The organism is Micromonospora echinaurantiaca (assembly GCF_900090235.1).
Taxonomy (GTDB): Bacteria; Actinomycetota; Actinomycetes; order Mycobacteriales; family Micromonosporaceae; genus Micromonospora; species Micromonospora echinaurantiaca.
Window position 1 is genome coordinate 5,079,058 of sequence record NZ_LT607750.1, and the last position, 25,381, is coordinate 5,104,438.

28 protein-coding genes and 1 tRNA gene are annotated in these 25,381 nt (G+C 72.8%); 18 read left to right on the forward strand and 11 right to left on the reverse strand.

Features of this window, described 5'->3' with window-relative positions; all coding sequences use genetic code 11:
- Positions 1–61: 61 nt before the first annotated feature.
- Positions 62–706, reverse strand: a complete 645-nt coding sequence (locus GA0070609_RS22830; protein ID WP_088995669.1) for a zf-HC2 domain-containing protein — start codon at positions 704–706, stop codon at positions 62–64.
- A 107-nt stretch (positions 707–813) separates the two neighbouring features.
- On the opposite strand from GA0070609_RS22830, the gene GA0070609_RS22835 reads away from it, so the two are divergent.
- The 4 genes from GA0070609_RS22835 to GA0070609_RS22850 are packed head-to-tail and all read left to right on the forward strand — an operon-like array spanning position 814 to position 3,758.
- Entirely contained in the window at positions 814–1,404 is a 591-nt protein-coding gene (locus tag GA0070609_RS22835; RefSeq protein ID WP_088995670.1) for a sigma factor, read from the forward strand.
- 32 nt (positions 1,405–1,436) lie between these two features.
- The gene (locus tag GA0070609_RS22840; protein WP_088995671.1) at positions 1,437–1,961 is read left to right on the forward strand and encodes a MauE/DoxX family redox-associated membrane protein; all 525 of its coding nucleotides are present in this window, start codon (positions 1,437–1,439) and stop codon (positions 1,959–1,961) included.
- Positions 1,954–2,670 (forward strand): DsbA family protein, encoded by a 717-nt coding sequence (locus GA0070609_RS22845; RefSeq protein ID WP_088995672.1) that lies wholly within the window; start codon positions 1,954–1,956, stop codon positions 2,668–2,670. Before GA0070609_RS22840 ends, GA0070609_RS22845 begins: the two co-directional genes overlap by 8 nt.
- Complete coding sequence (locus GA0070609_RS22850; RefSeq protein ID WP_408630608.1) at positions 2,667–3,758, forward strand: hypothetical protein; 1,092 nt, start codon at positions 2,667–2,669, stop codon at positions 3,756–3,758. The genes GA0070609_RS22845 and GA0070609_RS22850 overlap by 4 nt, the downstream gene beginning before the upstream one ends.
- 107 nt (positions 3,759–3,865) lie before the next feature.
- On the opposite strand, the gene GA0070609_RS22855 is transcribed toward GA0070609_RS22850, so the two are convergent.
- The 4 genes from GA0070609_RS22855 to GA0070609_RS22870 are packed head-to-tail and all read right to left on the reverse strand — an operon-like array spanning position 3,866 to position 6,553.
- The gene (locus GA0070609_RS22855) at positions 3,866–4,630 is read right to left on the reverse strand and encodes an energy-coupling factor ABC transporter ATP-binding protein (RefSeq protein ID WP_088995673.1); all 765 of its coding nucleotides are present in this window, start codon (positions 4,628–4,630) and stop codon (positions 3,866–3,868) included.
- Entirely contained in the window at positions 4,627–5,397 is a 771-nt protein-coding gene (gene cbiQ / locus GA0070609_RS22860; RefSeq protein WP_088995674.1) for a cobalt ECF transporter T component CbiQ, read from the reverse strand. The genes GA0070609_RS22855 and cbiQ overlap by 4 nt, the downstream gene beginning before the upstream one ends.
- A 14-nt stretch (positions 5,398–5,411) precedes the next feature.
- Complete coding sequence (locus GA0070609_RS22865) at positions 5,412–5,840, reverse strand: PDGLE domain-containing protein (RefSeq protein ID WP_088995675.1); 429 nt, start codon at positions 5,838–5,840, stop codon at positions 5,412–5,414.
- Entirely contained in the window at positions 5,837–6,553 is a 717-nt protein-coding gene (locus tag GA0070609_RS22870; protein ID WP_088995676.1) for an energy-coupling factor ABC transporter permease, read from the reverse strand. The genes GA0070609_RS22865 and GA0070609_RS22870 overlap by 4 nt, the downstream gene beginning before the upstream one ends.
- Before the next feature lie 281 nt (positions 6,554–6,834).
- Between GA0070609_RS22870 and bcp the strand changes: the two genes are divergently transcribed.
- Complete coding sequence (gene bcp, locus GA0070609_RS22875) at positions 6,835–7,311, forward strand: thioredoxin-dependent thiol peroxidase (protein WP_088995677.1); 477 nt, start codon at positions 6,835–6,837, stop codon at positions 7,309–7,311.
- Between the two features lie 18 nt (positions 7,312–7,329).
- Here bcp and GA0070609_RS33690 read toward each other — a convergent pair whose 3' ends face one another.
- Together GA0070609_RS33690 and GA0070609_RS34575 are read right to left on the reverse strand one after the other, a co-directional pair.
- Positions 7,330–7,488 carry a hypothetical protein gene (locus tag GA0070609_RS33690; RefSeq protein WP_172899393.1) on the reverse strand — a complete coding sequence of 53 codons (159 nt, stop codon included), beginning with the start codon at positions 7,486–7,488 and terminating at the stop codon, positions 7,330–7,332.
- An 82-nt stretch (positions 7,489–7,570) separates the two neighbouring features.
- Positions 7,571–8,158 carry a hypothetical protein gene (locus GA0070609_RS34575; protein WP_231928384.1) on the reverse strand — a complete coding sequence of 196 codons (588 nt, stop codon included), beginning with the start codon at positions 8,156–8,158 and terminating at the stop codon, positions 7,571–7,573.
- A gap of 85 nt (positions 8,159–8,243) precedes the next feature.
- On the opposite strand from GA0070609_RS34575, the gene GA0070609_RS22885 reads away from it, so the two are divergent.
- Positions 8,244–8,330 (forward strand) — tRNA-Leu (locus GA0070609_RS22885).
- Positions 8,331–8,459: 129 nt separating this feature from the next.
- Positions 8,460–8,996, forward strand: coding sequence for a GNAT family N-acetyltransferase (locus tag GA0070609_RS22890; protein WP_172899394.1), 537 nt, complete (start codon positions 8,460–8,462; stop codon positions 8,994–8,996).
- Between the two features lie 91 nt (positions 8,997–9,087).
- On the opposite strand, the gene GA0070609_RS22895 is transcribed toward GA0070609_RS22890, so the two are convergent.
- Positions 9,088–9,657 (reverse strand): DinB family protein, encoded by a 570-nt coding sequence (locus tag GA0070609_RS22895; protein WP_088995679.1) that lies wholly within the window; start codon positions 9,655–9,657, stop codon positions 9,088–9,090.
- Positions 9,658–9,718: 61 nt separating this feature from the next.
- Between GA0070609_RS22895 and GA0070609_RS22900 the strand changes: the two genes are divergently transcribed.
- Positions 9,719–10,693 carry a helix-turn-helix transcriptional regulator gene (locus tag GA0070609_RS22900; RefSeq protein ID WP_088995680.1) on the forward strand — a complete coding sequence of 325 codons (975 nt, stop codon included), beginning with the start codon at positions 9,719–9,721 and terminating at the stop codon, positions 10,691–10,693.
- Here GA0070609_RS22900 and GA0070609_RS22905 read toward each other — a convergent pair.
- The 3 genes from GA0070609_RS22905 to GA0070609_RS22915 all read right to left on the reverse strand — a co-directional run bounded on the left by GA0070609_RS22905 (position 10,683) and on the right by GA0070609_RS22915 (position 12,750).
- Positions 10,683–11,000 carry a hypothetical protein gene (locus tag GA0070609_RS22905; protein WP_088995681.1) on the reverse strand — a complete coding sequence of 106 codons (318 nt, stop codon included), beginning with the start codon at positions 10,998–11,000 and terminating at the stop codon, positions 10,683–10,685. The genes GA0070609_RS22900 and GA0070609_RS22905 overlap by 11 nt on opposite strands.
- Positions 11,001–11,093: 93 nt before the next feature.
- Positions 11,094–11,912 (reverse strand): MOSC domain-containing protein, encoded by an 819-nt coding sequence (locus GA0070609_RS22910; RefSeq protein WP_088995682.1) that lies wholly within the window; start codon positions 11,910–11,912, stop codon positions 11,094–11,096.
- A 4-nt stretch (positions 11,913–11,916) separates the two neighbouring features.
- Entirely contained in the window at positions 11,917–12,750 is an 834-nt protein-coding gene (locus GA0070609_RS22915; protein ID WP_088995683.1) for a class I SAM-dependent methyltransferase, read from the reverse strand.
- 118 nt (positions 12,751–12,868) lie between these two features.
- Here GA0070609_RS22915 and GA0070609_RS22920 point away from each other — a divergent pair, with 118 nt between their 5' ends.
- From GA0070609_RS22920 to GA0070609_RS22970, 10 genes are all read left to right on the forward strand, one after another.
- Positions 12,869–13,933, forward strand: a complete 1,065-nt coding sequence (locus GA0070609_RS22920) for an LCP family protein (protein ID WP_088995684.1) — start codon at positions 12,869–12,871, stop codon at positions 13,931–13,933.
- 354 nt (positions 13,934–14,287) lie between these two features.
- Complete coding sequence (locus GA0070609_RS22925; RefSeq protein ID WP_172899545.1) at positions 14,288–15,592, forward strand: sugar transferase; 1,305 nt, start codon at positions 14,288–14,290, stop codon at positions 15,590–15,592.
- Between the two features lie 129 nt (positions 15,593–15,721).
- Entirely contained in the window at positions 15,722–16,858 is a 1,137-nt protein-coding gene (locus GA0070609_RS22930; protein ID WP_088995686.1) for a glycosyltransferase, read from the forward strand.
- 21 nt (positions 16,859–16,879) lie between these two features.
- Positions 16,880–17,752 carry a glycosyltransferase family 2 protein gene (locus GA0070609_RS22935; RefSeq protein WP_088995687.1) on the forward strand — a complete coding sequence of 291 codons (873 nt, stop codon included), beginning with the start codon at positions 16,880–16,882 and terminating at the stop codon, positions 17,750–17,752.
- On the forward strand, positions 17,749–18,990 hold the full coding sequence (locus GA0070609_RS33390) for a lipopolysaccharide biosynthesis protein (protein WP_157748276.1): 1,242 nt from the start codon (positions 17,749–17,751) through the stop codon (positions 18,988–18,990). The genes GA0070609_RS22935 and GA0070609_RS33390 overlap by 4 nt, the downstream gene beginning before the upstream one ends.
- Entirely contained in the window at positions 18,983–19,879 is an 897-nt protein-coding gene (locus tag GA0070609_RS22950; protein WP_157748277.1) for a glycosyltransferase family 2 protein, read from the forward strand. Before GA0070609_RS33390 ends, GA0070609_RS22950 begins: the two co-directional genes overlap by 8 nt.
- A 1-nt stretch (position 19,880) precedes the next feature.
- Complete coding sequence (locus tag GA0070609_RS22955) at positions 19,881–21,023, forward strand: glycosyltransferase family 4 protein (RefSeq protein ID WP_088995691.1); 1,143 nt, start codon at positions 19,881–19,883, stop codon at positions 21,021–21,023.
- On the forward strand, positions 21,020–22,384 hold the full coding sequence (locus tag GA0070609_RS22960; protein ID WP_088995692.1) for an O-antigen ligase family protein: 1,365 nt from the start codon (positions 21,020–21,022) through the stop codon (positions 22,382–22,384). The genes GA0070609_RS22955 and GA0070609_RS22960 overlap by 4 nt, the downstream gene beginning before the upstream one ends.
- A gap of 112 nt (positions 22,385–22,496) precedes the next feature.
- Complete coding sequence (locus tag GA0070609_RS22965; RefSeq protein ID WP_269459259.1) at positions 22,497–23,930, forward strand: polysaccharide biosynthesis tyrosine autokinase; 1,434 nt, start codon at positions 22,497–22,499, stop codon at positions 23,928–23,930.
- A gap of 178 nt (positions 23,931–24,108) precedes the next feature.
- Positions 24,109–25,380, forward strand: coding sequence for a DUF1800 domain-containing protein (locus tag GA0070609_RS22970; RefSeq protein ID WP_088995694.1), 1,272 nt, complete (start codon positions 24,109–24,111; stop codon positions 25,378–25,380).
- Position 25,381: the final 1 nt, after the last annotated feature.

Below are 25,381 nucleotides of genomic sequence, written 5' to 3' on the forward strand. Positions count from 1 at the left end.
GCCGACGATGGCCCACCGCGGCGACCCGGCGTCACCCGCGCCCCACCGCGGCGACCCGGCGTCATCCGCGCCCCGCCGCGACCGCCGCCGACAACGGCCGGTCCGGCTCGCCGCTGACCCGGCCGAGCGCCCAGAGCAGGCCCGCCTGGACCACGGCGGCCAGGTGGCCGACCTCGTGCACCAGGGCCGTGGTGGAGTTGGCGATGTCCACCGCGCTGGTGCCGGCCAGGCAGACCGCCAGCACCAGGGCCACCGGCACGAACGCGCGGGCCCGCTCGGGCCGCCAGGCGGCCAGTGCGAAGCCGACCGCGAGCGCCACGTCGAACGACGCCATCTCCCGGCTGGTGTGCGAATCCACCGACACCCCGAGCCCGGCGAGCAGGATCGGCAGCGCGATGGCCAGCTGGGCGACCGCGGCCACCGCGACCGCCACCCGCAGCAGCTGCCGGCGGGCCCGCGCCGCTGCCGCCGCCGTCCGCCCGGCGGCCTGCGGGTCGGCGGCGACCGCCGCCAGCACCGAGGCGGTCAGATCCGGTACGGCCACCGCCTGCACGCGTACCAGCCGGGTCACCCGCTCGGCCCGGGCCAGCCAGTCCCGGCAGCCCGGGCAGCCCTCGGTGTGCGCGTCCAGCGCCGCCGGCGCCGTCCGCGGATCCTCGCCGTCCAGCCGCGCCGACAGCGCCGCGCGTACGTCGTCGCATGTCATGAGCGGGTAGTCGGCCCGGGACCGGGAAAAGTTCCCGGCGTGGCGCAGGACATGGAAGGGCCGAACGACCCTCTCGCCCGGCACGGCGCCGCGTAACCTGGTCTGTCGTGATCCCCGCCCCGCGCGACGCCACCGCCGCCGGTCCGGCCGACCCGGCCGGTGCCGCCGGGCGGGAGTCGGCGACCGGCTGGGCGCTCGCCGCCCGCGACGGTGATCCGGTGGCCCAGGCCGCGTTCGTCCGGCTCACCCAGGCCGAGGTGTGGCGCTTCGCCGCCGCCCTGGTCGACCCGGACAGCGCGGACGACCTCACCCAGGAGACGTACCTGCGGGCGTTCCGGGCGCTGCCGTCGTTCGAGGGTCGCTCCAGCGCCCGCACCTGGCTGCTCGGCATCGCCCGCCGCACCTGCGCCGACCACCTGCGCGCCGTGGTACGCCGGCGGCGCCTCGACGAACGGCTGGCCAGCCACGCCTGGACCGACCGGCCGCACCCGGACCCGGCCGGCCACCTCGGCGCCGCCGATCTGGTCCGCCGGCTGCCCGCCGAGCGGCGCGGCGCGTTCGTGCTCACCCAGTTGCTCGGCCTGTCGTACGCCGAGGCCGCCGTGGTGGAAGGGGTCCCGGTGGGCACCATCCGCTCCCGGGTCGCCCGGGCCCGCGCCGACCTGGTCGAGGCGGTCGGCGACGCCCTCGCCGGGTGATCCGGGAACTTCCACCGGAGCCGGAACGACCAATGACCGTGACCGCACCGAGCATCCGGGCCGCCCGCTGGCCCGCCATCCGGCCCTGGCTCGGCATCGCCGCGCGGCTGGGCCTGGCCGCCGTCTGGCTGCTCGCCGGCGGTTCCAAGATCGACGACCTGGCCGCCTCCGGCCGCGCCGTGCACGCCTACCAACTCCTGCCGTACGACGTGGCGACCGTGGTCGGTGCCGCGCTGCCGTTCGTGGAGCTGGCGCTGGGCGTACTGCTGCTGCTCGGGTTGGCCACCCGACTCGCCGCCGGGGTCTCCGCGGCGCTGCTGGTGGTCTTCATCGCCGGCATCGCCTCGGCCTGGAGCCGGGGCCTGGCGATCGACTGCGGCTGCTTCGGCAGCGGCGGGCAACTCGCCCCGGGCCAGGCGCCGAGCTACCTCCCGGAGATCCTCCGGGACCTGGGATTCCTGGCACTCGCCGGATTCCTGCTGATCTGGCCCCGCACGCCCGTCTCGGTCGACGGCTGGCTGACGGGCGACGCACCCGTGGAGGACGAGGATGAGTAGTCGCAAGGCGCAGAAGGGTTCGGCCCGGGTGGTCCGCGAACAGCTCGCCCGGGAGCGGCGGCGCAAGCGGACGCTCTGGGTGTCGATCGGCGCCGTGCTGGTGCTGGTCGTCGCCGGCCTGATCGGCTGGAGCGTCTACTCCAGCCAGCAGGCCGACGAGTTCACCGCCCCGCCCGGCGCCAACGAGCCCGGCACCGGCGTCGTGCTCGGCAGCGGACCGGTCACCATCGACCTCTACGAGGACTACCTCTGCCCGGCCTGCAAGCAGTTCCAGCAGGTCAGCGGCGACACGATCGACCAGCTGGTCAGCGAGGGCAAGGCCAAGGTGGTCTTCCACCCGGTGGCCTACCTGAACCGCTTCTCCACCACCGACTACTCCACCCGGTCGTCGGCCGCCTCCGGCTGCGCGGCGGAGGGTGGCAAGTTCAAGGAGTTCACCGACGTGCTCTTCGAGCGGCAGCCGCCGGAGGGCGGCGCCGGCCTCAGCGACGACGAGTTGATCGACATCGGGGCGGGCGTCGGGTTGAACCGGGACGACTTCGGCTCCTGCGTGCGGGACGGCACGTACGAGCCGTGGACCGAGCACGTCACCGAGGAGGCCAGCAAGGCGAACGTCACCGGCACCCCGACCATCCTGGTCGACGGCAAGCCGGTCGCCGACCGCAGCCCGGAGGGGATCAGGGCGGCCGTGGAGGCGGCCGGGAAGTGATCCGCGTCCTGCTGACCCGCGCCGGGCTGGTGCTCGCCGGGGCGCTCACCGCCACGCTCGCCACCGCCGCGCCGGCCGCCGCGCACGGCGCGGACGCCCCGGACGGGACCGACTACCGCACCGCGATCACGTCGGTCACCCCGGCCCGGCCGGGGCTGAGCGTACGGGTGGTGGAGGCGGGCGCCCGGCTGCAGCTGACCAACACCGGCGACGCCGCGGTGGAGGTGCTCGGCTACTCCGGCGAGCCCTACCTGCGGGTCGGCCCGGACGGGGTGTACGAGAACCTGCGCTCCCCGGCGACGTACCTGAACCGGACCCTCGCCGGCGACACGAAGCTGCCGGCCGAGGCCGACCCGGCCGCCGCGCCGGACTGGCGGCGGGTCGACGACTCGGCGACGGTGCGCTGGCACGACCAGCGGGCGCTGTGGCGCGAGTCGGCGCCGCCGCCGCAGGTGCGGGCCGCCCCCGACCGGGAGCACCGGGTGCGGGACTGGGTGGTGCCGCTGCGCGCCGGCGGCGAGCCGGCGGAGATCCGCGGCACCCTCGACTGGGTGCCGCCGCCGGACGCGTACCCCTGGTGGGCGGCGGCCGTCGTCGGGCTGCTCGCGGTGGGCGCGCTCGGGCTGCTCCCGGCCCGGTCCGCGGCCGGCGGGCGGGCGCTGGCCGGGCTCGGTGCGCTGCTGGTCGCCGGCGGGCTGGCCGCCGTCGTGTTCACCGTGGGCCGTGAGGTCGACGCCGGGGCCCGGGGCGTCGGCGGGCTGCTCACCGGCCTGCTCGCCGGGCAGGTGTGGGCGTTGCTCACCGGGCTCGGCGCGATCGCCGCCGGGGTCTACGCGCTGGCCCGCCGGCCGGCCGCCGAGTTCGCGCTGGCGCTGGCCGGCGCCTGCCTGGCGCTCTTCGCCGGGGTGGCCAACGCGGCGGTCTTCGCCCGCGCCGTCGCCCCCGTGCCCTGGCCGGGCACCACGGCCCGGCTCCTGGTCGCCCTGGTCCTCGTCGCCGGCGCCGGCGCCGCCGCGGCCGGCGCCCTCCGCCTGCACGCCGCCTCCCGCCAGCCCACCCCGACCACCGCCCCCACCCCCCACCCCTGACAGATCCCCCCGCGCCGCCCCTTACCTCGTCGATCTTGCACTTTCGGCCCCCGATTCGCGGGTTACATCCGCTTGTGCCCGGGCAGCAAGTGCAAGATCGCGGGGCGCTAGCGCGGGGTGGGGGTGAAGCCGTAGGGGAGTTCGAGGCGGTGGCGGGAGAGGAGGTCGGGGTCGGTCAGGAGGTCGGGGGTGGGGGCGTCGGCGACGATCCGACCGGCGTCCAGGATCACCGAGCGCTCGCAGAGTTCCAGCGCGTACGGCAGGTCGTGGGTGACCATCAGCAGGGTGACCGGCAGGCCGCGGAGGATCTCGGCCAGCTCCCGTCGGGCGGCCGGGTCGAGGTTCGACGAGGGCTCGTCGAGCACCAGGATCTCCGGGTGCATGGCGAGCACGGTGGCCACCGCGACCCGGCGGCGCTGGCCGAAGGAGAGGTGGTGCGGGGCCCGGTCCCGGTGCTCGCCCATGCCGACCGCGGCGAGGGCCTCGTCCACCCGGGCGGCCAGCTCGGCGCCGCGCAGCCCGAGGTTGGCCGGGCCGAACGCCACGTCCTCGGCCACCGTGGGCAGGAAGAGCTGGTCGTCCGGGTCCTGGAAGACGATCCCCACCCGACGACGCACCTCGGCGAGGGTGGCCCGGTCCTGGCTCACCGCCAGCCCGCCGACGCGCACGCTGCCCTCGGTGGGCGTCAGGATGCCGTTGAGGTGCAGCACCAGCGTGGTCTTGCCGGCGCCGTTCGGCCCGAGCAGCGCCACCCGCTCGCCGCGCGGCACGGTCAGGTCGACCCCGTGCAGCGCCACGTGCCCGTCCGGGTACGCGTACCGCACGCCACGGACGTCCAGGCTGGGAGGTGTCGGCTGCACGACACCGATCATCTCAGCACGACGGCGGTGGCGGCGACGGCGGCCGCCAGGACCGGCACGGTGGCCGCGACCAGCCACTGCCCGGCCGTCGCCGCACCGGCACCCTGCCACACCGCCGGCATCCGCCCCGAGTAGCCGCGCGACAGCATCGCCAGGTAGACCCGCTCGCCCCGCTCGAACGCGCGCAGGAAGAGCGCCCCGACGCCGGCCGCGAAGCCGCGCAGCTGCCAGAGGAAGCGCGGGTCGTCGCCCCGGGAGACCCGGGCCACCCGCATCCGGCGGGCCTCGCCGACCAGCACGTCCAGGTAGCGCAGCATGAACGTCGCGATCTGGGTGAGGATCTGCGGGCAGTGCAGCCGGTCCAGGCCGACGATCAGGTCCCGGGTGGTGGTGGTCGCGGCCAGCAGCAGCGAGGCGAGCACGCCCAGGGTGCCCTTGGCGAGGATGTTCCACGCCCCGTACAGGCCGTCCTCGGACAGCCGCAGGCCGAGCAGCTCGACCCGGTCGCCGGCACCGAGGAACGGCAGCGCGACCGCGAACAGCACGAACGGCAGCTCGATCAGGGCCCGGCTGAGCAGCCAGCCGGGGCCCACCCGGGCCAGCGTCGCCACCACCGCCACCAGCAGGGCGTACGCGCCGAACGCCCAGAACGCGGTGCGCGGGGTGGCCACCACGGCCAGGGTGAAGACCACCATCGCCACGATCTTGACCTCGGGCGGGAGCCGGTGCACCGGTGAGCCGGACTCCCGGTACAGCACGTGCGCGTGCCCGGCGCCCATCGTCGTACCGCCGCTCAGCCGGCGGTGCCGGCGCGCTGCCGCCCGTCGGCGGCCTCGCCCTCGGCGGCGGTCTCGCCCCCGGCGGTGGTGGTCCCGCCTTCGGCGGCGGCCGAACCCCGGCGGCGGACCAGCCAGAAGGCACCGCCGGCCACGGCGAAGGTGAGCAGCACGCCGACCACCCCGGACAGGCCGGTGGAGAGGAACTCGTTGTCGAGGCCCGAGACGGCGTAGTCGGCCAGCGGGCCGCCGATCTCGTGCTCCTGCTCCGCCTGCGCGGGGCAGTTGCCGCCGGTGATGTTGTCGTCGGCGTCGAACGTGCAGCCCTCGCGCAGTGACGAGTCCAGCCCGTCCGGGTGCGACGAGGCGAAGTTGCTCACCACCCCGGCCAGCAGCAGGGCCACCAGCAGCCCACCGACGACGAACCCCCAGGAACGCTTCCTCACCGGACACCTCCGACGGCCGGAACGGGCGCCGGCGTGGCCGGCTTCAGGGCGCGCAGCGCGTAGACGAGGTCGGGCCGCACCTTGGCGACGGTGACCACCGTGGTCGCGGTGATCAGGCCCTCGCCGATGCCGATCAGCAGGTGCGCGCCGGCCATCGTGCCGGCCAGGCCGCCCAGGTTGCCGCCCAGGTCGGTGGTGCCGCCGAGCCAGTACTGGCCGACGAAGCCCATCGCCGCGATCACCACGCTGACCAGGGCGGAGACGAACGCGGTCACGCCGAGGCCGGCCGGGGTGCGTGGCAGCACCCGCAGCAGCAGCGCGATCAGCAGGTACGCCGCGGCGGTGCCGAGGACCGCCATGTTGGTGATGTTGAGCCCGAGCATGGCCACCCCGCCGTCACCGAAGACGAGCGCCTGCACGACCAGCACCACCGCCACGCAGAGCGCGCCGACCCACGGGCCGACCAGCATCGCGGCGAGCGCCCCACCGAGCAGGTGGCCGCTGACCCCGGCGGTGAAGATCGGGAAGTTGAGCATCTGCACGGCGAAGATGAAGGCGGCGACGAGGCCGGCCATCGGGGCGAGCCGGTCGTCCAGGTCGGCGCGGCCACGCAGGACGCAGAACGTCATCGCGACCAGCGCCACCGCCGCGAACACCGCGGCGACGGGACCGTCGATGATCCCGTTCGAGATGTGCATCGCCAGGGTTTCCACGCGACCTCCCACGCGACGGCGGGCCTCTCCACGCCGGCGGGCTCAGCCTATTTCCCGTACATCGCTGTTGCCAATATCTGGCAACAAGCCATGGTCCTGATCACCACCGCCTTCGGGCGCCGACGCTGATCCTCGCCCGGGACGACGCGACGACATCCGCGCTCCGCCTCGGCCCCGCTCGCCGGTCGGGGGCGAGCCGCTGGGGTGGCTGCGCGACACCGGGCCGGTCGCCACACGTCGCCACCGGCCCGGCCGGCCCGGGCGGCGGTAGGGTCTCAGCCATGACCGCGCCCGAGCGACTCTCTCCCGGCGACCCCGCGCCCGAGTTCAGCCTCCCCACCGACACCGGGGACACCCTCACCCTGACCGACCTGCGCGGCCGCAAGGTCGTGCTGTACGCCTACCCGGCGGCGATGACGCCCGGCTGCACCAAGCAGGCCTGCGACTTCCGCGACTCGCTCGCCTCGCTCCAGGCGGCCGGCTACGAGGTGGTCGGCATCTCCCCCGACAAGCCGGAGAAGCTGGCGAAGTTCCGCGAGCGCGACGCGATCACCTTCCCGCTGGTCTCCGACACCGACAAGAGCGTGCTCAGCGCGTACGGCGCCTACGGCGAGAAGCAGATGTACGGCCGCACCGTCACCGGCGTGATCCGCTCGACCTTCGTCATCGACGGCGACGGGAAGATCGAGCGCGCGCTCTACAACGTCAAGGCCACTGGGCACGTCGCCAAGCTGCGCCGGGACCTCGGGCTGGACTGAGGCTGTCGTACCGGGCCACTACGGTGCGTACGTGGTCCGGTACAAGTACACCCCCGAGGCGCTCGCCGCCGCGGCGGCCGTCGCGCGCAGCGTCACCGAGGTGATGCGGTTGCTCGGAGTGCGGGTCAGCGGCGGCTCGCACGCGCACATCAGCCGCCAGCTGAAACGCTTCGGCATCGACACCTCTCACTTCACGGGCGCGCTCAACGGTGCCGGGCGGCGCGAGCGGCGGATGACCTCCGCGCAGCTGCTGGTGCGGCTACCGGAGGGGTCCCGGCGCATTCCTGGCAGCCGGTTGAAGTGGGCCCTCGGCACCATCGGCGTGCCCGAGGAGTGCGAAGAGTGCGGCATCGGGCCGAGGTGGCAGGGCCGGCCACTCGCCCTGCACGTCGACCACGTCAACGGCGACTTCCTCGACAACCGCCCGCCCAACCTGCGCCTCCTCTGCCCGAACTGCCATTGCCAGACCGGGACCTACGCCGGGCGGAACCGCCGGTTGCGGGCTGGGAGTCGAGAGGTCAAGGCCGCACCTCGATCGGCCGGGCAGCGGCGAGTCCGTTCCGGCTCCCAGGCGCACCTTCGAGAGGAGCAGCTTGTCGAGCTCTTCGATCGGGTGGACGCGAAAGAGCTGACCATCACGGAAGTCGCCCGCGACCTCGGTTGTTCCCGCGCCCACCTGTATCAGGTGCGTGAACGCTTGCGAGAGGCCGGCCTGGTCGCGCCACGACCCGCTGTCCAGCCGCCATCCGTGAGGCGGGAACTGGTGCTCAGCCAAGCGCTCGCGCATCCGGAACTCGGACCGAAGCCACTGGCCCGTCTGCTTCGCGAGCTGCCAGGCGGATGCCATGTCAGTCACGGAACGATCTCGAACATCCTGCGGGAGGAAGGCCTCAACACCGCCGCGGCCAGACGCTCTAGACTCTCGGACGCAGGCGGGAGTGGCGGAATCGGCAGACGCGCAGGTCTTAGGAACCTGTGTCCGTGAGGGCGTAGGGGTTCAAGTCCCCTCTCCCGCACCAACGGTGTGGTCGCGAGCCGGCAGGGCTGTCTCAATCGCGACATCTCTGCCGGTCACGACGTGAACCGGTGCTGTCGGAAGCGTCACGATCGCGGGCTGCCGAACCGCCGTCCGGGCCAGGATGGCGGGCGTGAGTCTGCGTTTCGTCCTCGACCCCGAGCTGACCCCCGAGCTGCGCGAGCAGATCGTCGCGCTCTGGGTCGAGGTCAGCAACGCCGGCGGTGCCGTCGGTTTCGTAGCGCCGGTGACGGCGGCCGAGGTCCGCGCCACCGCCGACCCGACGTTCGCCGGCATCGTGGGCGGCCCGGACCGGCTGCTGGTCGGCTACGCGGACGAACGGCTGGCCGCAGTGCTGATCTTCAGCGACAACCGGTTCGACCTGAAGGCGCACTGGTGCGTGCTGAAGCGGGTGATGGTGCACCCGGGCACCCAGGGCCGCGGGTACGGCGCCGCGCTGATGCGCGAGGCCGAGCGGATCGGCCGCGAGCTGGGCTGGGAGGCGCTGCACGTGACGCTGCGCGACGGCCTCGGCCTGGACCGCTTCTACCGCGGCCTCGGCTACCGGGAGATCGGGCGGCTGCCCGGCGCGCTACGCGTCGCGCCCGGCGACGACCGCGACGAGATCCTGATGTGGCTGGACCTCGTCGACCGCCGCGGCGCCGCCTGACCAGCCCGGCATCGAGCGGCTGGTCCACCGCCGGCCCGGCCGGATCGGCGCGGGCGACGGTCAGCTGAGCGCCGGCTCAACCCTCGCCCTCTCAGGTCTGCCGGTAAGTGTGCAGGTGCAGGTCGCGGAGCAGGCACACCTCGGCCAGGTGGTGGATCAGCTCGCGGTTGATGTGCAACACCAGCGCCGCCAGCGGTTGCTCGGCGTACGGTCCCTCCGCCTCCCCGCACGGGCGGGCGAGGCCGGCCTCACCGAGGGACTCGACCCCGGCCTGCCACGTCGCGTACTCCGCGTCGAGCTGGGCCAGCGCCTCGGTGGCGGTGGCGGCGTACTCGAACGACTGGTAGTCGGTGGGGGCGCGACCGAAGTGCGCGGCGTTGCGCACGGCGAGCACGCCGACGATCACGTGCCCGAGTCGCCAGGCGATCGTCGTGAACGGCGGCGGGTCGGGCTGCGGCACCGCGAAGTCGATGGTCATCGCGCCCGATCCGGCCCGCAGCGGAGCGTCGCCGGCGCCGCCGGGGCGCACGCTCCAGCAGCCGGGCACCGGCTCCCAGAAGTACTCGTCGTCGGTGAGCCCGTCGAGGCGGTCGCGCAGCTGCCTGGTCCAGTGCCAGGCGAGTTGGTCTCGGAGCAGCGGGTTCCAGGTCTGGTCGGTCATGGACCCAGCCTCCCGCGGATAGCGGACAGGAACGTTCCGTGAGCCGTGCGACGATGTGCGCGTGACCGTCGAGGGGACCACCGAGCGGGTGCTGCGGTTGCTGGCCCTGCTGCAGCGGCGGCCGTCCTGGACCGCTGGCGAGCTCGCCGCCGAGCTGGGCGTCACCGACCGTTCGGTGCGCCGCGACGTGCAGCGGCTGCGCACGCTCGGCTACCCCGTGCACGCGACGGCGGGCGTCGGTGGTGGCTACCAGCTCGGTGCGGGTACCCGGCTGCCGCCGCTGCTCCTCGACGACGAGGAGGCCATCGCCACGGCGGTCTCCCTGCGGTTGGCGTCCGGTGGCACGGTCGCCGGGGCGGGCGAGGCGGCACTGCGGGCGCTGGCGAAGCTCGACCAGGTGATGCCAGCCCGGTTGCGCGCCGAGGTGCGGGCGGTGCACGGGGCCACCGAGACCCTCGTCGGCCCCGGGGTCGAGATCGACGGTGAGCTGCTGGTGACGCTCGCCCGGGCCTGCCGGGACGCCGTGCGGGTGCGGTTCCGGTACGCCGGCCGCGACGGCGGGGAGCGCGAGCGCACGGTCGAGCCGGTGCGGATGGTGACCACCGGCCGCCGCTGGTACCTGATGGCCCGGGACGTCGACCGCGACGACTGGCGCACCTTCCGGCTGGACCGGATGCGCGAGGTGGTGGCGACGACGTGGCGCTTCCGGGCGCGGGAACATCCGGATCCGGTCGCCTACGTGCAGCGGTCCGTCACCGAGGCGCCGTACCGGTATCTCGCCCGGGTGCGGCTGCACGCCGGGCCCGACCGGGTGCGGGAGCTGGTGCCGCCGCAGGTGGGGCGCGTCGAGGACGATCGCGACGGGTGGTGCGTGCTCGTCGTCGGCGGGGAGAACCTGGACTGGCTCGCCGCGCAGGTGGCCCGGCTGGGCTACGAGGCGGAGGTGTTGGAGCCGCCGGAGCTGCGGGAGGCCGCTGCCCTGCTCGCGCGCCGCCTCGCGGCGATGGCCGGGGGCGGCGCGACAGCTAGCCCGTGACCCGCCGGTCGCGCAGCAGCCGGGCGCAGTTCTCGGTCAGCTGCCGGATCGGCTCGGCGGCCTCCGGGCGGGTCCGCAGCGCGTCCTCCAGCCGCACCCGCCACAGTCCGGCCTCGACCAGCAGCCGGTCGCCGTCGGTGTTCCAGCGCAGCCGGTCCCGGGTGTCCCGCAGGGACTGTTCGTAGCCGGGCCCGAGCAGGTCGCCGAGTCCGGCGCCGAGCCGGTCGAGGACGGCGTCGTCGGTCACCGCCCAGACGAGCACCCGGGCCGCGTCCCACGCCACCCGAGGTTGGTGGATCACCGCCATGTCGACTCCTTCGCCGGTGTGACCGTTTCGGCCATCATCGATCCGCGCGGGCGCCGCCGGCAAGCCCCTGAACGGCGATGCCGCGACGGCCGGTCAGCCGTCGACGCGTACCGCGTCGCCGACGGCCACGGTGCCGGTCGTCGCGGGCACGAGGTGGAGTCCGAACAGCAGCTTCTGCTCGACCTTGCGGTACCGGGCGAGGGTGCGCAGCGGTTCCTTCCCGCGTACCCCGGTCTCCTGGTCGGTGGTGGTGACCACGCAGCGGTCGCAGCGCCCGGCGGCGCGGAAGCGGACCCCGCCGATCCACAGCGGCCGCCCGGCCCAGCCGTCCTCGGCCCAGGCCGGGGCGCCGTCGACCACCAGGTTCGGCCGGAACCGGCTCATCGGCACGGCCTCCTCGCCGGCCTCGGCGAGCCAGTCGTTGAGCGCGGCGAGCGAGGCGGTGCTGGCCAGCAGCAGCGGGTAGGCGTCGGCGAAGCTGACCTGGTCGCCGGTGTCGTACTCGCGGTCGCCGGCGGGGATGTGCCGGGTCGGTTCGGCCAGCCAGACCAGCCGGACCGGCCGGCCGAGCAGCCCGCTGAGCCAGCCGTCGGCCGCCGGCCCGGCGGGCAGCGCCGGGACCGGCAGCTTCCGGTTGCGGAAGGTCCGCACCGCGACCGGTGCGCCGCCGGCCGGCTCGGGCACGTCCAGGTCGGGCCGGCCCGGCGCGCGCAGTAGCAGGCCGCCGTCGCGGAGGGTGGCGCGCAGGGCGACCAGGCGGGTGCTCTCCCGCTGGGTGACGCCGACGCCGGCGGCGTCGACCACCATCCAGCGCCGGTCGCCAGCCAGGCCCCACGGTTGCACCCGCGCGTCGTCGTGGTCGAGCCGGTGACAACCCTTGACCGGGTACGTGTGGATCCCGCTCAGCCGCATCCGATCACCATGCCACGCCGATGCCGTCTCCCGGGTACCAGTGGTTGGCCGGGGTCTCCCGGTAGGCGAGGAACCGGCGGCCGGTGCGTTCGGCGTGCTCGGCGAGGACGTTGGTGGCGGTGACGTTGTCGGTGAGCAGCAGCGCGTTCGGGGCCAGTTTGCTCTCCACGGCCTCGAACTCGCGCCGCTCGTGGGCGCGGCTGTGGTCGCTGTCGTGCAGGAAGAGGTCCACCGGCCGGTCCAGCGCGGCGATGGAGGCGATCGAGTCGCCGATCACCAGGTCGACCACTTCGGCCCAGGGGGCGGTGCGGGCCAGATAGCCGGCCTCGGGGTTGATGTCCAGCGAGGTGACCCGGCCGGTGTGCCCCTCGGCGGCGTTGCGCAGCAGCGCGGCGGCGAGCACGCAACTGCCGAGTCCCTTGTCGACACCCGTCTCCACCACGTGCGTCGGGCGGCTGGCCCGGACGATGGCGTACCAGCCGATCCGGCGGGCGTAGCGGACCTGCTTGTCGGCGAGCCCGCGGCGGGCGGCGCCGGCGGTGGCCTGCTGGATGTGCTGGCGCAGGGTGTCGTCGGACTCGATCTCGTCGAGGTACGCGCGGACCTGCTTGACCGGGATGTCGCAGACCACGCTGACGAACCAGGCGAGGTGGTGCCGGCTCAGCTTGGTCAGGTCGTAGGTGTAGTTGTGATGTTCGCGCGACGTGAGCAGCCAGCGCGCCGAGGTGCGCAGCACCTTGGCGTCGTGGCGGGCGACCCGGGCCAGCCGCTTGGGGAAGGCGGCCACCGGGGCGAGCGGGGTGCGGGCGATGGCCCGTCGGAGCTTCGTTGCGTCCACCGGAGCGTTGTACCAGCCCGAGGGAAACGGTGGGTGTGAAAGTTTTCATTCACGGGGCGGGCTCATCGGCACGAACGGTGGGTACGCGAGCCGGAACCGGAATCAGTAGCATCGCGCCATGCGCCATCGCCAGGAGTACGCGGAGCCCGAGACCCGGTTCTTCGACGAGCAGTCAGCTTCGGAACCGACCGAGCAGCCGCGGCCGCGGCGGCGCCGGTGGCGCAAGGTCGCACTGATCACGCTGCTCGTGGTGGCCTTGCTCGGCGGCGGCGGCCTGATCGCCGGTGGCCTGTACTTCCGGTCGATCAACTCCGACATCGAGCGCGTCGACGCCTTCGACGACGTGCCCGAGGCGTCCCGCCCGGAGGTCGTGGCGAAGGGCGCCATGAACATCATGATCCTGGGCAGTGACTCCCGCGACCCGGAGAACAGTTCGGGCTCCCGCAGCGACACCATCATCGTGGCCCACCTGCCCAAGGACCGGTCGAGCGCGCAGCTCATCTCGATCCCGCGGGACACCTGGGTGCACGTGCCGAAGTCGAAGGACGGGCAGCACGGCGGCCGGGACGCCAAGATCAACGCTGCGTACGCCTGGGGTGGCGTTCCGTTGATGGTGCAGGCGGTGGAGAAGTTCACCGGCGTCCGCGTGGACCACGTGGCGATGGTGGATTTCGCCGGCTTCAAGGAGATCGTCGACGCGCTCGGCGGCGTCGAGATCGACGTGGAGAAGGGCTTCACCACGCGGTACTCGCTCAACGGCACCCGGACGTTCCCCCAGGGGCGGCAGACCATGGACGGGGCCGCCGCGCTCGACTACGCGCGCGAGCGGCACGCCTTTCCCGACGGCGACTTCGCGCGGATCCGTCACCAGCAGCAGGTGATCAAGGCGATCCTGGACAAGGCGGCCTCCGGCGGCGTGCTGGCCAACCCGGGCAAGCTGAACTCGTTCATGAAGGCCACCGCGAACGCGGTGGCGGTGGACAAGTCGATGTCCATCCTGGACCTGGCGATGGAGCTCCGGCACCTGCGCAGCGGCAACCTCGGGTTCTACACCTGCCCGGTCAAGGGCACCGGCCGGGTGGGCAGCGAGAGCGTCGTCTTCGCGGACACCGGCCGGGCCAAGCGCCTGTTCGACGCGGTGCGCCGCGACGCGGTCCCCGAGATCCAGGCTGCCGGGAAGTAGGACCCCGAATTGTCAGGCCGGCGATAGCGTTGCGGCTGACCTGGTCGTATCCTTCCCTCGCCCACTGGTCGTCGCGTACGCCCCGAGGGCTGTCACGGGGGAGGATCGACCATGTCAAGCCAACCGGCGATTAGTCGTCCGGCTGCGCCGGCGTCCCATTTGGGCGGAGCGACACAGCAGGTGGTGGAGCCGCCGCGGCACACCGCGGCCGGCGACGAGGAGAACGCGGCCCCGGCCGACCGGGCGAGCGGCCCGGCGGCCCGCGCCACCACGCGGGCCGGTCTCGACACGACGGCGGTGCTGCCGTACGCCGGCTCCCGGGCCTCGACGCGTACGCGCTGGCTGCGGGCCTGGATGATGACGGCCCCCATCGACGTCGTCGCGCTGCTCACTCCGCTGCTGATGAGCCAGGCCTACTGGCGGGGCACGCTGGCCAACGCGGTGCTGACGGTGGCCATCTTCGCCACCGGCGGGCTCTACCGGGCGCGCCGCCACCTCAGCATCCTGGACGAGTTGCCGATCCTCGGCGGGCGGCTGCTGGCCTCCGCCGCGGTGGTGGCCATCATCGCCGCCGAGCGGCACTCCTCGGTGTCGTACGTCGGTGGCTTCATGCGCGGTGTAGCGCTCTCCGCCGGGCTGGTGATCGTCGGCCGCGCGTTCAGCCGGACGCTCACCAACGTCCTGCGCAAGCGCCGGTGGGTGGAGCACAACGCGATCGTCATCGGCAACGGCCCGGTCGGCGCGGAGCTGGCCCGGCTGCTGCGCCGCTACCCGCAGTACGGCCTCCGCTTCGTCGGCTGTGTCGACGTGGCGTCCCGGCAGGGCGCGGGGGCCCTGCCGCTGATCGGCACCCTGGGCGAACTCGAACAGCTCGTCCGGCTGCTGGAGTGCGACGTCCTGGTCATCGCCGACCCGGAGTGCCCGGAGCCGGTCCTGATGGAGACGCTGCTCCAGCCGGCCAGCTCGCGCTGCGACCTCTGGGCCGTGCCGCGCCTGTGGGGTTCGCGCACCCAGGGCGGATACCCCGACCACATCGGCGCGATTCCGATCGTCAAGATCGGTGACACCTCGCTGTCCGGCCCGCGATGGGCCGTCAAGCGGGCCTCCGACGTGCTCTTCGCGCTGGTCGCGCTGATCGTGCTGAGCCCGCTGCTGCTGCTCTGCGCGATCGCCACCTTCCTCGACGGCGGTCGCGGCATCTTCTTCCGCCAGGAGCGGATCGGCCGGTACGGCAAGCCGTTCCAGGTGATCAAGTTCCGGTCGATGCGCCCGGTCGACGAGCACGAGTCGCAGACGAACTGGTCCATCGCGCACGACCGGCGGGTCGGGCCGATCGGGCGGTTCATGCGCCGTACGTCGCTGGACGAACTCCCCCAGCTCTGGAACATCCTGCGGGGGGAGATGAGCGTGGTCGGCCCGCGACCGGAACGGCCGTACTTCGTCGAGAAGTTCTCCGCCGAGTACCCCGACTACGCGATGCGCCACCGGGTGCCCGTCGGGCTCACCGGGCTCGCCCAGGTCAGTGGCCTGCGCGGCGACACGCCCATCTCCGACCGGGCGCGGTTCGACAACTACTACATCGAGAACTGGTCGCTGTGGCTGGACACCAAGGTGGTGCTGCGGACCGTGGCGGAGATCTTCCGTGGTGGCGGTCGCTGAGCCCACCGGGTCCCCGTCCGTCTTCTCGCCGACCAGGTCAAACGTTAGGGAGTTCAAGGTGACAAGCGAGGTCGTCGCGCCCAGGACCGGGCAGGTGCCGGCTCGGCAGCCGCAGGGCGGCGGGGCCCGGTGAGCACCACCGCCGGGCAGACCCCGCCGGTCGGGCAGCAGGGCGGGCTCCCCGCTCTCGCCGACTCGTCGGTGGCACTCGTCCACGAATGGTTCGGCGTCACCGGGGGCTCCGAGAAGGTCTTCCGGCACATCGCCGACCTCGTACCGCACGCGGAGCGGTTCGTGCTCTGGAAGGACTCGGGCGTCGAGGAGCCGCAGTTGCGGGAGTCGTGGCTGGCCCGGACCCCGCTGCGGCACAGCAAGGCGGCGGCGCTGCCGCTCATGCCGATGACCTGGCGGACCCTCACCCGGCAGCGCTTCGACGTGGTCATCTCGTCCAGCCACGCCTTCGCCCACACGGTGAAGCTGGGACCGCCGGAGACGACCCGGCACCTGAGCTACGTCCACGCTCCGGCCCGGTACATCTGGAGTCCGGCCTTCGACGGCCGCGGCTCCAGCCCGCTGCTCGCCCTCCCCCGACGCGCGCTCCAGGCCGTCGACGTACGGTTCAGCCGGCACGTGCACAGCTACGCGGCGAACTCCCGCGAGGTACAGGCCCGGATCCGCCACTACTGGCGACGGGACGCCGTCGTGGTCAACCCGCCGGTGGACGTGGACTACTTCTCGTCCGCGCCCGCCGCGGACCAGGCCCAGCCCCGGGACTACCTGCTCGGCGTCGGCCGGTGGATTCCGTACAAGCGGTTCGACCTGATCATCGAGATCGCCGAGGCCGCCGGCCTGCCGGTGGTCATCGCGGGCTCCGGGCCCGAGGAGGCCAACCTGCGGCGGCTCGCCGAACGCGTCCGCGTCCCGGTCACCGTCGAGGTCATGCCGAGCATGGAGCGCCTGCGCCAGCTCTACTGGGGGGCGCGCGCCCTGCTGTTCCCCGTGCACGAGGACTTCGGCATCATCCCGGTGGAGGCGCAGGCGTGCGGCACCCCGGTCATCGGCATCAACCGGGGCGGGTTGCTGGAGACGGTGGTCGACGGCGAGACCGGCTTCCTCATCGACTCCACCACCCCCGACCGGTTCGCCGCGCTGACCGCCCGCCTGGGCGAACTGCACACGGACCGGATCAGGGCCAACGCCGCCACCTTCTCCGCGGCCACGTTCGCCGCGAAGTTCTCGGCCTGGGTGACCGATGCCGTCGCGTAGGGTCGCCGGGGTGACGGCCCGATGAGCACCGTCGGTATCGCCATCGTCAACTACCTGAGCGCCGACGACACGGCGGAGCTCGTCCGGTCGATCGCGGCCCACACCAGCCCGCAGGGCCCGCGGGTGACGATCGCGATCGTCGACAACAGCGCCCAGGGCCAGCGGCTCGAACCGATCGCCGAGGTCGCGCGGGGCCACGGGCTGTCGGCCCGGGTGATCCACGGTCACGGCAACGTCGGGTACGCCGCGGGGAACAACATCGGCGCGCGCTGGCTCCTGGAGCAGGGCGCCGACGTGATCTGGGTGCTCAACCCGGACACCCGGATCACCGGCGGCGACCTCTCCGCGGCGCTGGAGGTGTGCCGCGCCGGGGACTTCGCGATCGGCGCGACGACGAGCACCGACGCCGCCGGGTTGACCCGCCCGGACCTGGGCGCGCTCGACCTCTGGACGGGGCAGAGCGGGCAGCCGTCGGCCGACACCCCGGGGTCACGCCGGCTGACGTACGTCGCGGGCCACTCGCTCCTCATCACCCGACTGGCGTTCGAGAAGCTGAACGGCTTCAGCGAGGACTTCTTCCTCTTCTACGAGGAGGCCGACCTCGCCGTGCGGTGCGCGCGCCTCGGCATCCCGGTCACCGTCGTCTCCGGCCTCGAGGTCGAGCACGCTGGCGGCGGCGCGACGGGCGCGAGCAGGGACATGAAGGCCAAGTCGCTGATCACCTACTTCCACGCCAGCCGGAGCTGCATGATCTTCTTCCGCAGGCACTACGGCCGCCGGCTGCCCCTGGCGGCCGTCGCCCGGCTGCTCTACGCGGGGAAGGCGCTGCTGGTGGCCGGCCCGGGGGCGGCGAGCGCGGTGGTCCGGGGAACGGTCGCGGGGTTGCGGGCATGACCCTGTCGTTGCGTGGTTCGGTCCGGCAGGCCGCCGGCAGCGCCACCATGATGTACCTCTCCGCCCTGGCGATGTCCGGCGTCGCCATCCTGCTCAGCGTCGCGCTGCCACCGGCCGAGCGCGGTCTGCTGGTGGCGACGACGACCAGCGCCACCATCGGCGTCGCCGTCGGCGGGTTGTCGTTGGAGACGTTCCTGCTCGCCCAGGGCCGGCAGTGGCTGGACGAGACGGCCGGTCGCCGCAGTCTGGCGATCTACACCGGCACGGTGCCGCTGACCGCGACGTTGGCGTGGATCTTCGCGCGTTACTCGGAGGAGGCGAATCCGGGCATCGCCGCCGTCGGCGCCGCGTGCATCGCGGCGAGCAACATTCCGGCCGCGGCCGGGCTCACGCTGGGCCAGTTCCTGAGCGTCTACCGGTATCGCGCCGCGTTCGCCGCCATCGCGCCGGCGCTCTATCTCGTGCTGATCGTCGCCGCCGTCGAGGACGCGGAGTTGTGGCTGCTCGCCTGGCTCGGGTGCCAGGCGCTGATGGCGGTCGCGCTCTGGACGAAGCACGGGTTGTCGCTGGTCCGGATGGCTCGCCGGCCGGCGCCGGAGCAGGAGCGGCTCGCCCGGCTGGGCCTCACCCACGCGGGAGCGGTCGCCCAGGTCTTCACCTACCGTTTCGACCAGCTCGCGCTGGCCCGTCATCAGGGGCCCGACGTGCTCGCCGTGTACTCGCTGGCGGTGGCGGCGATCGAGTTCACCCAGGCCGGCGCGGTGGTGGCGGCCCAGCGGACCCTCGGGGACCATGCGGACGGCTCGGCCCAGCGGCTGCAGGGCGTGTTGCGGCGGGCGCTGTACCTCGCCGTCGGAATGGGGTTGCTGGTCCTCGTCGGGTTGGCCGCGATCGGGGTGCTGACCAGCGGATACGAGGCGGCGCTCCTGCTCGGCCTCATCCTGGTCGCGCGCAGCGTGGCGGTGACCTTCGGCAAGATCCTGAGCGCCCGGCTGGTCAACCTCGGTGGCGAACGCGCGACCGCCGTGATCGCGGCCGGCACCGCCCTGGCCGCGGTCGTGGGCTATTCGTTCACCGCCCCCGAGTTCGGCGCCGCCGGTGTCGCCGTCATCTCCGTCGGGCTGTTCGCGCTGCACAGCACAGTCACCGCCGTCGTGCTGCGCAAGCGGTCCGAGCCGCAGGTCACGGCAGCTCCCCAGGCGGATTCCAGCGAACCTAAGGTTGGCAACGTTGTCTGACAGAGTCGTCGCAGTGATCCTCAACTGGAACTGCGCGGACGACACCATCCGGTGCCTCCGGGCCGTTCTCGGCGGCAGCCACGTGCCGGACGTCATCGTCGTCGACAACGGTTCGAGCGATGACTCGATCGGCAAGCTCGACCGGGTGGCCGAGCCGTTCACCCTGCTCCGGCTGGACCGCAACCTGGGCTACGCGGGCGGCATGAACGCGGGCATCCGCGAGGCGGAGGCCCGCGGCGCCGACCGGGTCTGGCTGCTCAACGCCGACGCGGTCCCCCGGCCGGACGCGCTGGCGACGCTGCTGCGGCACGCTGACCGCTTCGACGTGTCGACGTCGTTGCAGACGACCTCAGCGGCGCCGGACGATCCGGACGCCGAACCCTACGTCGTCGCCGCCATGCTGCCCAACGGCAAGGTCCGCCCGGTCCGGTGCGCCGGCTGCGACCAGGCGGCGCACGAGGTGGACATGGTCACCGGCGCGGCACTGCTCCTGCGGCTCTCCTCGGTCACCGGGGTCGGCCTGTTCGATGAACGGTTCTTCCACTACAAGGAGGAGTTCGACCTCGTCCGGCGGATCGCCGACGCGGGCGGCCGGATCGGGTTCGTGTGCGCTTCCGAGGTGTGGCACCAGCGGGGTGCCAGCCTCAGCGGGTCCAGTCCTCGGGCCCGCTACTACCACCACCGCAACGAGGTGCTGTACGTGTGGAAGCACTACCCCCACCCGTGGCGGCGGCTGCTGATCGGTGAGCCGATCCACTACAAGAACGTGGCGAACGCCCTGTTCCGGATCGCCGCCGGTGGCCGGGCGCGCAGACGGAGCTCGCTGGCGGTGCTGGCCGGCTACTGGGACGGCGTACGGGGCATCCACGGCCCCACCGAGAGGTTCTAGCGTGCACATCCTGTTCGTGAGTCACTCCGCCGAGCTGATGGGCGCGGAACGGTCACTGGTCGCGCTGGTGCGGGAGGCGGTCGAGGTCCGTGGTCACCGCGTCACCGTCTCGCTGCCGGACGACGGCCCGCTGCGGGCCGAGCTGGCCCGGGTGGGTGCGGACGTCGTGGTCCTGCCGACGCGGCTCTGGATGGGAAAGCGGCACACGCCGGTGGTCGGGCTGGTCCGATCGGCCCAGGCGGCGGTCTCCGTACCCCGGTACTGGCGCCACCTGCGGCGGGCCAGGCCCGACCTGGTGGTGACCAACTCGGCGGTCGTCCCGGCCGGGGCGATCGCCGCCCGGATGGCGGGCGTCCGCCAGGTCTGGACGATCAGGGAGAGCCTGCTGAGCAACCCGAACCTGCGGTCGGCGCTGCCCCGACGGACGATCGCCCGGATCATCGCCTCCCTACCCGACGGCGTCGTCGTGATCTCGAAGTACGTCGCCGGGCAACTGCTGAGCGCGGCCCCCGCCGCCGGACCGAAACTGCGGGTGGTTCCGCCGTCGGTGGCGCCACAGGCGGCGCCGGTGGCCGCCCGGCGGCCCGGTCCCGGGAAGCTGGAACGACTCGTCCTGCTCGGGCGCTACACGCCCGAGAAGGGTCAGGCGGACGCGATCGAGGCGCTCGGGCGGTGCCTGCGGGCGGGGCGGCCGCTCCATCTGAAGCTGGCCGGCGTGGGCGACGGCGCCGCCCGGCGGGCCGTCCAGGCGCTCGCCGAGGAGCACGGGGTCGGCCACCTCGTCGAGGCATCCGAGTGGACGGACGATCCACACGCGCTGTACTCGTGGGCGGACGCGACCCTGATGCTCTCCCGCAACGAGGCGTACGGCCGGGTGACCGTCGAGTCGCTGATGTCGGGTACGCCGGTGATCGGCTACCGGGCCGGCGCCACGACCGAGATCCTCGACGGCGGCGGCGGGGTGCTGGTGGCGCCCGACGCCGAGGCGTTGGCGCGGACCCTGCTGGCGCTCGCCGCCGGCGACGGGGCGTTCGACCGGCTCGCGAACGACGCACTGCTGCGGGCGAACGAATTGAACAACGCACCGTCGTCGGCGGGAGCCTTCGTCTCGTACCTGGAAGAAGTGCGGGCAGGACGGGCATGACGGCGTCGGTGCGGGCCCTCGGTCTGCCGGCGGTGCTCGCCCTCACGGTCGGCGTGCTGGCGAGCTGGCACCCCGTCCTGCTCGCCGTGCTGGGGCTGGCCGCCCTGCTCGTCTGGGGCCTCTGGACCCCGTCCCGGCTGATGTACGCGCTGTTCGCGGTGTTGCTGCTGGTGCCGGTCACCGCAGACCCGGGTTACCCCACCGAACCGGTGTGGGTCGTCCTGCTGGCCGCCACCGCGATCGCCCTGTTCGGTCGCATCCAGCGCTTCGACCCGGACCGACCGCTCGCGTCCGTCGGGATGGCCGGGTTCGTGCTGCCGGTGACGGGGGTGGTCGCCGGCCTGGTGCACTGGCACGGGCCAAAGACCTTGATCGTGTCCCTCATCCCGTTCGTCTGCTACGCCGTCATCGGCTGGCACGTGGTGGAGGAGGCGCGGCGCGACCCGGAGCTGGTGAAGCGGGTCGCCACGGCCGTCGCCTGGTTGGGTGTGCCCATCGCGCTGCTCGCTGTCTACCAGCGCGCGAGCGGGACCTGGCCGGTCCTCGACGCGCTGGCGACGAGCAACGCGTTCACCTCGTCCGGGGGCGCCGGCCGGTCGGTGGGCACGATCGGCCACCCGATCGTGTACGGCACGTACTGCATGATGTCGATGTGCGTCACGCTCGCCCTGCGCGGCCGCCTGTGGCAGGTGCCCTTCGCCGCCGGTGCGGTGGGGCTGCTGCTGTCCGGCTCGCGCAGCGCGTGGATCGGCATGGCCGGGGCTCTGCTGGTCTGGTACCTGTCGCAGGAGCGGAAGGTGACCCGCCGGGGTGTCGGCCTGGTCGCGGCCTTCGTCGCCGCCGGCGGGGTGCTGGTGCTGGCCGGCCCGGGGCCGGTGCGGGGCGCGGTCGACATCCTCCGTTCCCGCCTGTCCAACGTGACCGGCTCGTCCTCCGCCACCGCGCGGTACAGCCGCTACGACGTGGCGTGGTCGGGCCTGTGGGACCGCGTCGACACCGTGCTGTTCGGGTTGGGGCCGGAGGCGCACGTGCGGTACTTCCAGCAGGTGGGTATCGGCGACTTCCTGGCCCAGACCTTCGACAACAGTTACCTCACGCTGTGGTACGACTTCGGCCTGATCGCGCTCCTGCCGTTCGTCGCCATACTGGTCGCGCTGTTCGTCAAATCCAGGTCGTTGGCTGCCCGGATGCTCGTCGCGGCAATGGCGGCGCAAATCTTCTTCTTCGACTTCTACCTGTGGCCGTGTGCCGCCGCCGTCCTGATCCTGGCGGCCGGCCTGGCAATTTCCCCGGGTCGTCGAAACGGCACTCAGCAGGGGGTGCGCGGAATGGCGAAAGTCCCGCTCGCCCGGGCCGGATGAGCGAAACTCGCGGCGGCTGGAGCACTGCTAGGATGACGGCCGCCGCGGCTCGTGCGCACGAGTTGACTGTTGGCTCCTGCCAGGCGGCCAGCGACGCAGATGAGGATCAAGAGTGAGGCTTTCCGGCAAGCTGCTGCCAGCCAGGACGCCCGGTCGGCCAACGGATGATCTACGGGACCGCAGTGGTCTTCGCGGCGTCGTCGACATTTCCCGCCGGGCCGTACGTCAGTGGGTCGAGTTGACGCCTCGGCACTATTTCAAGGCCCTGCGCGCACGCCGGTGGATGGTGCTCACACTCCTCCTGATCAGCACGGCCGGTGGCGGCCTGGCCACCCTGTTGCAGACGCCGATGTACAAGGCGGAGGTGCAACTCTTCTTTTCGCCGAACTTCCCCACCAAGGACATTCGTCAACTCGACACCGGCGGAAACTACATCCTGCAACGGGTCCGGTCGTATTCCGAGATCGCCGACAGTCCCGAGGTCGCCACCACCGTCATCGAGCGGCTGGGCCTGCCGTACTCGTCGGAGGAGCTGCTGTCCCGGGTCAGCGTCACGGGCAAGGCGAGCACCGCCATTTTGAACATCGAGGTCCTTGATCCGGAGCCCGGGCGGGCCCGGGACATCGCCAACGCGATCGGGGCGGAGATGCCCGGCTTCATCGGCCGGCTGGAGCAGCCGACCGGGATCGACAGCCCACCGGTCAAGGTCTCCGTCGTCCGCCCGGCGACCGCGTCGTCGGCGCCGGAGTCGCCGCAACCCGTGGTCAACATCGGCCTCGCCGTTGCCGGCGGGCTGATCGTCGGCACGGTGACGGCGGTCACCGCGTACGCCCGGGAGCGCACCGTGCGGGACGCGGACCACGCCGCCGAGGTCGCGGACCTGACCCTGGTCGGGGTGGTCGAGGCCGCTCCCGGAGCGACCCGCCTCCTGGCGCCCGACGAGCGGTCCGCCCGCGCGGAGGCACTGCGGCAGACGCGGGCGACTCTGCGGGTCCAGGCGGTCGGCGAACGGCTGACCAGCGTCACGGTCATCGGCTCCGCCGGCGACGATGGTGGCGCACTCACCGCCGGGAACCTGGCGGTGGCGTTCGCCCGTGCCGGCGAGACGGTGGTGCTGATCGACGGGAACCTGCGGAACCCCGAGATCCACGAGTTGTTCGCCGTGCCCAACGAGACCGGACTGGCGAACGTCCTGCGGGGTGAGGCGTCCGTCAACGACGTGACGGTTCAGTGGCGTGCCGAATTCCCGCTCTATCTCCTCCCCGCCGGCCGGGACGAGTCGGGGCCGACCGAGCGGCTGTTCCAGCCCGACAAGATCGCCGACCTGATGCAGTCGTTCCGGCTGGGTCAGGTCTTCGTGATCGTCAACGGTCCGCCGCTGCTGTCGGACGCCGAGGCGACGTTCCTGGTGACGGCCACGGACGCGACGGTGGTCGTCGCCCGGGTCGGTACCACCCGGACCGACCAGCTGCCGACCACTGTGGACGCGCTGCGACGGATGCGCGCGAACCTGCTGGGTCTGATCGCGGTCGGCGGGACGAGGTAGCGACACCGTCCGGATCGGACGGACCCCCTCCGCGGTACCGGCCCGGTCCGTGGAGGAAGCTGCCGGTACGGGTGGCACAGCATGGTCCGTTAGACTGGCTCGCGCCTGGTCCCACCACAGGCAGTGGACGACCCGGACCGGTTCTGAGATCCGGCGACCTTTCCCTAGGGCGACGAGGATGCACGACGACGTCGGGATGCTGTTGCGGCGGGCGGGCTTCGGTCCGACGGCGTCTGAGCTGGCGGCCGCGAAGAAGGCGGGTTACCGGGCAACGGTGGCCCGGCTGATGGCGCCCGCCGGGCCGGACCGGGGCGCCGCCACCTCACCGATGCCGGAGCTCGGCCGGGATCCCTTCGACGATCTTCCTGATCCGACGACGGAGCAGCGGGCCGCGGCGGAGTCGCTCCGGAAGCAGCACACCGACGCGATCATCCGTTGGTGGCTGGACCGGATGACGGTCGCGGACCACCAGGCGAACGAGAAGCTGCTGTTCTTCTGGCACGGGCACTGGGCCACCTCCATCCGGAAGGTCGGCAGTCCCCAGTTCATGCTCGCGCAGCACCGGAAGATCCGCAGCTCGCCGAACTTCCGGGTGATGGCGCGGAAGCTGGTTTCCGATCCCGCGCTGGTCTACTGGCTGGATGGGCAGCTCAACACCAAGCACGCGCCGAACGAGAACCTCGCCCGGGAACTGATGGAGCTGTTCATGCTCGGCATCGGGAACTACACCGAGCAGGACGTGAAGGAGGCCGGGCGCGCGCTGACCGGTTGGAAGACCGACCTCGGCGTCCCGGAGACGGCCATCTTCTTTCCGGCCGACCACGACGCCAGCCGCAAGAAGATCCTCGGCACCACCGCACGGTTCGACGCCTACACCCTGGTCGACCACCTGGCGAAGCAGCCGGCCTGTGCGCGCTTCATCGCCGCCCGCCTGTGGTTCCGGTACGTCTCCTCGTCCGCGCCGATCGCCCGGTCCACCCAGGAGAAACTGACCTCGGCGTTCCCGGTGGGCCTGAACATGCTCCGGGTCCTCTTCGAGGACGAGCAGTTCCGGTCGGGCCGGCACCGGCTGGTGAAGCAGCCGGTCGAGTGGCTGATCGGCGCGATGCGCCAGTTGAACATCCGGCCGGCCCACTTCTCCGAGCAGACGCTGCACCAGGTGGTGAGTGGACTGACCGGGCTGGGGCAGGTTCCCTTCGCACCCCAGAGCGTGGGTGGCTGGCCGAGCGGAGCGGCCTGGCTGAACTCCGCGGCGGCCCAGGTCCGCCTCGGTCTGGCCGACCTGCTCGCCGGGCTGGCCGAGTTCGACCACCTCACCGCCGAGGGGCTGGCGACCGTCCTCGCCATCGACACCTGGACCAACCGCACCTATCAGACCTTGAAGCAGGCGAAGAATCCGCGACAGCTCCTGATCCTCGGGCTGGCCAGCCCGGAGTACCTGGTGAATTGAC

Coding starts and splice junctions, on each gene's coding strand:
- GA0070609_RS22830 (WP_088995669.1), bottom strand. CDS start 706: ATGACATGCGACGACGTACGCGCGGCGCTGTCGGCGCGGCTGGACGGC.
- GA0070609_RS22840 (WP_088995671.1), top strand. CDS start 1,437: ATGACCGTGACCGCACCGAGCATCCGGGCCGCCCGCTGGCCCGCCATC.
- GA0070609_RS22845 (WP_088995672.1), top strand. CDS start 1,954: ATGAGTAGTCGCAAGGCGCAGAAGGGTTCGGCCCGGGTGGTCCGCGAA.
- GA0070609_RS22855 (WP_088995673.1), bottom strand. CDS start 4,630: ATGATCGGTGTCGTGCAGCCGACACCTCCCAGCCTGGACGTCCGTGGC.
- cbiQ (WP_088995674.1), bottom strand. CDS start 5,397: ATGGGCGCCGGGCACGCGCACGTGCTGTACCGGGAGTCCGGCTCACCG.
- bcp (WP_088995677.1), top strand. CDS start 6,835: ATGACCGCGCCCGAGCGACTCTCTCCCGGCGACCCCGCGCCCGAGTTC.
- GA0070609_RS33690 (WP_172899393.1), bottom strand. CDS start 7,488: ATGCCGAAGCGTTTCAGCTGGCGGCTGATGTGCGCGTGCGAGCCGCCG.
- GA0070609_RS34575 (WP_231928384.1), bottom strand. CDS start 8,158: ATGGCATCCGCCTGGCAGCTCGCGAAGCAGACGGGCCAGTGGCTTCGG.
- GA0070609_RS22895 (WP_088995679.1), bottom strand. CDS start 9,657: ATGACCGACCAGACCTGGAACCCGCTGCTCCGAGACCAACTCGCCTGG.
- GA0070609_RS22905 (WP_088995681.1), bottom strand. CDS start 11,000: ATGGCGGTGATCCACCAACCTCGGGTGGCGTGGGACGCGGCCCGGGTG.
- GA0070609_RS22910 (WP_088995682.1), bottom strand. CDS start 11,912: ATGCGGCTGAGCGGGATCCACACGTACCCGGTCAAGGGTTGTCACCGG.
- GA0070609_RS22920 (WP_088995684.1), top strand. CDS start 12,869: ATGCGCCATCGCCAGGAGTACGCGGAGCCCGAGACCCGGTTCTTCGAC.
- GA0070609_RS22925 (WP_172899545.1), top strand. CDS start 14,288: ATGATGACGGCCCCCATCGACGTCGTCGCGCTGCTCACTCCGCTGCTG.
- GA0070609_RS22935 (WP_088995687.1), top strand. CDS start 16,880: ATGAGCACCGTCGGTATCGCCATCGTCAACTACCTGAGCGCCGACGAC.
- GA0070609_RS33390 (WP_157748276.1), top strand. CDS start 17,749: ATGACCCTGTCGTTGCGTGGTTCGGTCCGGCAGGCCGCCGGCAGCGCC.
- GA0070609_RS22960 (WP_088995692.1), top strand. CDS start 21,020: ATGACGGCGTCGGTGCGGGCCCTCGGTCTGCCGGCGGTGCTCGCCCTC.
- GA0070609_RS22970 (WP_088995694.1), top strand. CDS start 24,109: ATGCACGACGACGTCGGGATGCTGTTGCGGCGGGCGGGCTTCGGTCCG.